The sequence below is a fragment of the Vibrio sp. 1288 genome, assembly GCF_033344475.1.
In genome coordinates this window covers 1-670 of sequence record NZ_JAWPOX010000594.1, presented here as the reverse complement: position 1 = coordinate 670, position 670 = coordinate 1, and the positions used below count along the sequence as shown (strand labels likewise).

Sequence of the window (670 nt, the reverse complement as noted above, 5' to 3'; positions counted from 1 at the left end):
ACAAAGGTGGCGCTGTAACAAAGTGAGCAATTGGCTCGGCAGCAGCCCAAAAAACACCACCACCAGCGAGTAGGGTGCACAGTACAATCGACAGCCATTTAAATGTGTCGATGTCTGGTTTCGCTAAGCCGCCCAAACGTACATACCCTGTACGACCAAACGCGAGAGCCAAACCGATAAGGAAATTGAGAAGAAGCAATACTTGCCAGTAAGCTCCGAAATATTTTGTCGCAAACCCAAAGCCTGCGTTAACCATTGCGGTTAGAGATTCGGTGTTCGTCAATGCAAGCAGAACGAACAAACTGAGGAAGCTACCACTCAACCAGAATACTGGATTGGTGAGTTCGAGGCGTTTCAGTAGGGAAGGGGGATGAATGGCAGAATAGTCTGCTTCCTGAATAGGAGTATGGGGGGCGGCATTCGTCATATTTGACATAATTACTTCGCTTTTTAGGGCTCGGAAGCCGTGCATTTCCCCTCACATCAAGTCGATGAAAAGTGTGAGGATGTTCAAAAAGCCGCTGATGGTAACATGTCGAGATAGCGAATATAACCGTAGATTTAGATTAATTTTTAACACTTTAGCCAAGCCTCTGATTTTTTTGCAGAGATTTTGACTGAAATTTTAGCGTGAAGTGCGCCGCATTTCGTTTGTAAATGACATTCCCCT

General features: G+C 45.5%; 1 protein-coding gene. It reads right to left on the bottom strand.

The features are described from left to right. Positions 1-436: BCCT family transporter (locus R8O11_RS28220; protein WP_318195000.1), on the bottom strand; the 436-nt coding region annotated here is incomplete at its 3' end. Positions 437-670 lie beyond the last annotated feature (234 nt).